The sequence below is a fragment of the Candidatus Zymogenus saltonus genome, from assembly GCA_016929395.1.
In the GTDB taxonomy this organism is placed as follows: Bacteria; Desulfobacterota; Zymogenia; order Zymogenales; family Zymogenaceae; genus Zymogenus; species Zymogenus saltonus.
Map to the genome: position 1 here is coordinate 1 of JAFGIX010000013.1, position 4,613 is coordinate 4,613.

4 protein-coding genes are annotated in these 4,613 nt (G+C 50.8%); all 4 read left to right on the forward strand.

What is annotated here, in order from left to right; translation table 11 throughout:
* Positions 1-915: 915 nt before the first annotated feature.
* Entirely contained in the window at positions 916-3,267 is a 2,352-nt protein-coding gene (locus tag JW984_02860) for a vitamin B12-dependent ribonucleotide reductase (GenBank protein MBN1572118.1), read from the forward strand.
* A gap of 41 nt (positions 3,268-3,308) precedes the next feature.
* Entirely contained in the window at positions 3,309-4,004 is a 696-nt protein-coding gene (locus tag JW984_02865) for a hypothetical protein (GenBank protein MBN1572119.1), read from the forward strand.
* A 6-nt stretch (positions 4,005-4,010) separates the two neighbouring features.
* Entirely contained in the window at positions 4,011-4,160 is a 150-nt protein-coding gene (locus JW984_02870; GenBank protein MBN1572120.1) for a hypothetical protein, read from the forward strand.
* An 87-nt stretch (positions 4,161-4,247) separates the two neighbouring features.
* Complete coding sequence (locus JW984_02875; protein ID MBN1572121.1) at positions 4,248-4,577, forward strand: hypothetical protein; 330 nt, start codon at positions 4,248-4,250, stop codon at positions 4,575-4,577.
* Positions 4,578-4,613 lie beyond the last annotated feature (36 nt).

Consider the following 4,613-nt stretch of genomic DNA (forward strand, 5'->3'; position numbering starts at 1 on the left):
AGGGGGAAATGGCAGGTGGAGGCATCTTGAAAAGGAGACGGGTTGAATGGGTGACGGATGGCAAGCGGAGGTATCTTGGGTATTTACAAAATGGGCCGATACTGAGTAATGCTAATAGGGACGGGGCGAAGGGGGGAATGGCAGGTGGAGGCATCTTGAAAAGGGGACGGGATGGAAGGGGCCGGCACCATATGGGAAAAGGGGACGGAAGGGGCAGACGTTAATGGGGGATGTGGAAAAAGGTGACAGATAGTATTTGAAGGGAACTTGAATCTTGACAGAATGGGCTGATAACAAGTAATGTTAAAGGGGGACGGGATATAAAGTTGACGGATTATATTTGAAAGATAAATCGAATTTTGAATTTGTTCGGTATTCCCGCCGGAGACCCGACTAATCCTGAAGAGCGCTATAAACGAAGTGTAAAAAAGATATTTCGTTTTTGATTCATACAAAGCAGAGACGAGCAAGATAAAAGACAGAGCAACTGCAGCGAAAACCAGCTAAATATTTCTTTTAAAACCTATTAATATCAAAAAGGGGCATATCATGTCAGCGGGAAGCGATTTTTTGAAGAAGGATGAAAAGCTTAAGGAGAACGGAAACGGCGAGCTTTTCCCGGTAAAGGGGGGTTTAAAGATGGAGGAAGAACCCAAGATGCCCCACAATGAACAAACATCGGAAAAAGCTGAGGAGGAATTTAAGCCGAACCATTCTGTCGTGAAGGATGATTACCTTGAGCCGGCAAAATCGGAGCTTGTGAGCTCCCTCGAAGACCTCCCCGAAAAGGAAGTCGACGAGTCTGAAGATATCTCTTTTGAGTCCTTTGAAAGGACTTTGAAGGATATCGAATCCTCAGATGATCCGGAGGTAGATCAAGATGAGGCGGCAATGGCCGAGCTTTTAAGGGCCGAAATGAGCGCAGATATTGAAGACACCTTCGAGGTTCCTCTCGACTACGACGAGGACAACACGGAAGATGCGTTCGGTCTTCCTGAGCCGAGCCTTGACGAAAACTCGATCACCGTGTTGAGCCGCCGCTATCTGAAGAAGGACGAAGAGGGCAATACCGTTGAAGATCCCAAGGAGATGTTTGTAAGGGTGGCCGAAAACATCGCCTTAGCGGAGACCAAATACGACCCGGAGGCCGACACAGACGAGCTCGCCCGAACGTTTTACAGCCTCATGGCGTCCCTCGATTTCCTCCCCAACTCCCCCACGCTGATGAACGCCGGCAGGGAGCTTCAGCAGCTCTCCGCGTGCTTCGTGCTGCCGGTAGAGGACTCGATGGAGAGCATATTCGAGGCGGTAAAGCACACGGCGCTGATTCACAAGAGCGGCGGGGGGACCGGGTTTTCATTCTCGAAGCTCAGGCCCAAGAGCGACCGCGTCAAGAGCACCAAGGGAATATCCAGCGGGCCGATCTCCTTTATGACCGTATTTGACGCCGCAACGGAAACCATCAAGCAGGGGGGAACCAGGAGAGGCGCCAATATGGGGATATTGAGGGTCGACCACCCCGACATCGTCGATTTCATCCACTGCAAGGAGGAAACAAAAAAACTAAACAACTTCAATATATCCGTGGCAATGACCGAAGAGTTCATGAAGGCAGAGAAAGAGGGGGCTTACTACGAGCTCAAGAATCCCAGAACGGGGGAGCCGGCCGGGAAAGAGAACAGCGCCGAGATATTCAACCAGATAGTCGAGATGGCGTGGAAAAACGGCGAGCCGGGGATTATCTTCCTCGACCGCCTGAACAAGGACAACCCGACCCCGAACGTGGGCGAGATCGAGTCCACCAACCCCTGCGGGGAGCAGCCCCTCCTTCCCTACGAGTCGTGCAACCTCGGCTCCATAAACCTCTCGAACATGGTAAAGGGGGGAAACGGCTCAGGGGATCTCGCCGAGATCGACTACGACAAGCTCGGCCGAGTAACCGAAGATGCGGTCCACTTCTTGGACAACGTCATCGACATGAACAACTACCCCCTCCCGGAGATCGAGGAGAAAACCAAGGGCAACAGGAAGATCGGGCTCGGGGTCATGGGATTCGCCGAGATGCTGATTAAGCTCAACATCCCATACAACTCCGTGGAGGCGCTCAAAACCGCGGAGGACGTCATGTCTTTTATCAGGACGAAGGCCCGGGACCGCTCCATCAAGCTCGCCCTCGATCGCGGCTCCTTCCCGAACTTCTACGGCAGCAAATGGGAAAAGGGTGGCTTCAGGATGATGCGAAACGCCACCACGACGACCATCGCCCCCACGGGAACCTTGAGCATCATCGCCAACACCAGCTCCGGCATCGAGCCTATCTTTGCCCTCTCGTTCATCAGAAACGTCATGGACGACGACGAGCTCGTCGAGGTAAACGAGCTCTTCGAAAAAAGGGCGATAGAGGAGGGATTTTACTCGGAAGAGCTGATGCGTAAGATAGCGGAGAAGGGGAGCCTCAAGGATATCGACGAAATCCCCGAAGATGTAAAGCGGGTCTTTGTCACCGCCCACGACATCTCCCCCGAGTGGCACATAAGAATGCAGGCCGCCTTCCAGAAATACACCGACAACGCCGTCAGCAAGACGGTGAACTTCTCCGAAGACGCCACCAAGGAGGACATCAGGAAGGTCTACGAGCTCGCCTACGAGCTCGGCTGCAAGGGGGTCACCGTCTACCGCGATAAGAGCAGGGACGCCCAGGTCCTGAATATCGGCGAGGTCAACAGGGAGAGGGGGGAGGGCCAGGACGATATAAAGGACATCGTTCAGGTGGAGATCCATCGGGAGGTCCCAGCAAAGCCGAGGGCGAGGGCGAGGGTCATGTGGGGAACCACAAGGAAGATGAAGACCGGCTGCGGCGACCTCTACGTCACCATCAACGAGGACGAGGAGGGCCTCTTCGAGGTCTTCGCCCAGATGGGAAAGGCGGGCGGGTGCAGCGCCTCCCAAAACGAGACGACCGGAAGGCTCATCTCCCTGGCCCTGCGCTCCGGGATTGACGTAAACTCCATCATAAAGCAGCTCTCCGGCATCCGCTGCCCGTCGCCGATCTTCGACCACGGGTCACAGATCCTCTCCTGCTCCGATGCGATCTCAAAGGCATTGAGGGAGTATATCGAGGAGACGGACAATCCCAACATAAACGGGAAATCGATGCCCGAGATAACCTCGGGCCCCAGGATAGCGACCTGCCCCGACTGCGGCGCCGCCGTGGTCCACGAGAGCGGCTGCATAACCTGCACCGCCTGCGGGTTTTCCAAGTGCTGACGGCTGAAAAGGAACGCTGAAATATTATTTAAAGGGACTTCATGCAGATCGAGACCTTTACCTGCAAGAACTGCGGCGCTAATGTAGACATCCCGAGAAAATCGGGTACTGCAACATGCGCGTACTGCGGGAGCGTCCATAAGGTATCCTTTCACGACGGCCTGGTCACGGCCGACCTTATTTCCATAGTTGACAGGCTCGATGAAAACATATCCCTGCTCAAGGGGAAGCTGAAGGGCCGGGGAGCGGCAGGGGGGCTCAAGGAACGGCTTGTGAGCATCAACGAGGGAAAAAAGAAGTGGCACCAGTACGTTTCCCTGGTCAACGCCGGCGAATCTAAGGACTCGCCCGATATGGAGTCTTTATATAAAGAGGCGCAGGAAAAGCTCCTTTTTGGATACGGCGCGGGCTGCGGCGAGCTCGTTAATAACTACTACAATCCCAAAATCCTTTACGATGACCCGGAGACCGGCTACTCCTGCCTTTTTATCCTTCTGGGGACGATTTTGTTCTTGATCTCTTTTGGGATAATCGCGGTCGTTTACGGAGAAGATCTGAAGCTGGGCATTACCCTCATCGCCGTGGGGTCCGCGCTGATCCTCGGCGGGATACCTTTTATCCTCATAAGCATTCGGACAGAAAAGCAAGAAATTGCCAGGAAAAAGGAGGCGAAGGCCAAGCTCTTGGAGATGGAAAACAAAATCCGGCAGCACTTGAGCAAATCGAAAAGGAGGTGAATTAAATTGGGAAGGAACGAAAAGACTTCAAAAAAAGTTACATCTAAAGCGGCAAAGCTTTTAAGATATCCTAAAACTTCTAAAGCTGTTAAATCTGTTGCAGTATCTACCCTTACGCAAACTCCTAATAGGAAAAAAATAAAAAAATGTAAATAATTCGAAAATGTAATATATTTTTAATTTCTTTTATAGTATATTTAAGCTGTAAATACTTAATTATGACTTTATTTAACAGGGGCATATATGTTACAGCAAAAACTTTTTAATTGTAGTTTTCAACTTCAATATGAGCATCCTAACGGGAAAATATATCAAGGAGATTCAATTGATTGGTTAAAATCTCTACCGGATTCTTCTGCTCATCTAGTTTTTGCTGATCCACCCTATAATCTTAAGAAAGCAGATTGGGATAACTTTAAAAGCCAAGAAAACTACATTGTGTGGTCTATTAAATGGATTAGTCAAGTGGCTAGGATATTAAAACCAACAGGATCTCTCTATATCTGTGGTTTCTCTGAGATACTAGGAGCCTGTCGGGATAATCATTATAAAGACTTTTATTGTACGATGTAGTTCTGTTTTTATCGATCTATTTTCCTTTTTTACGAT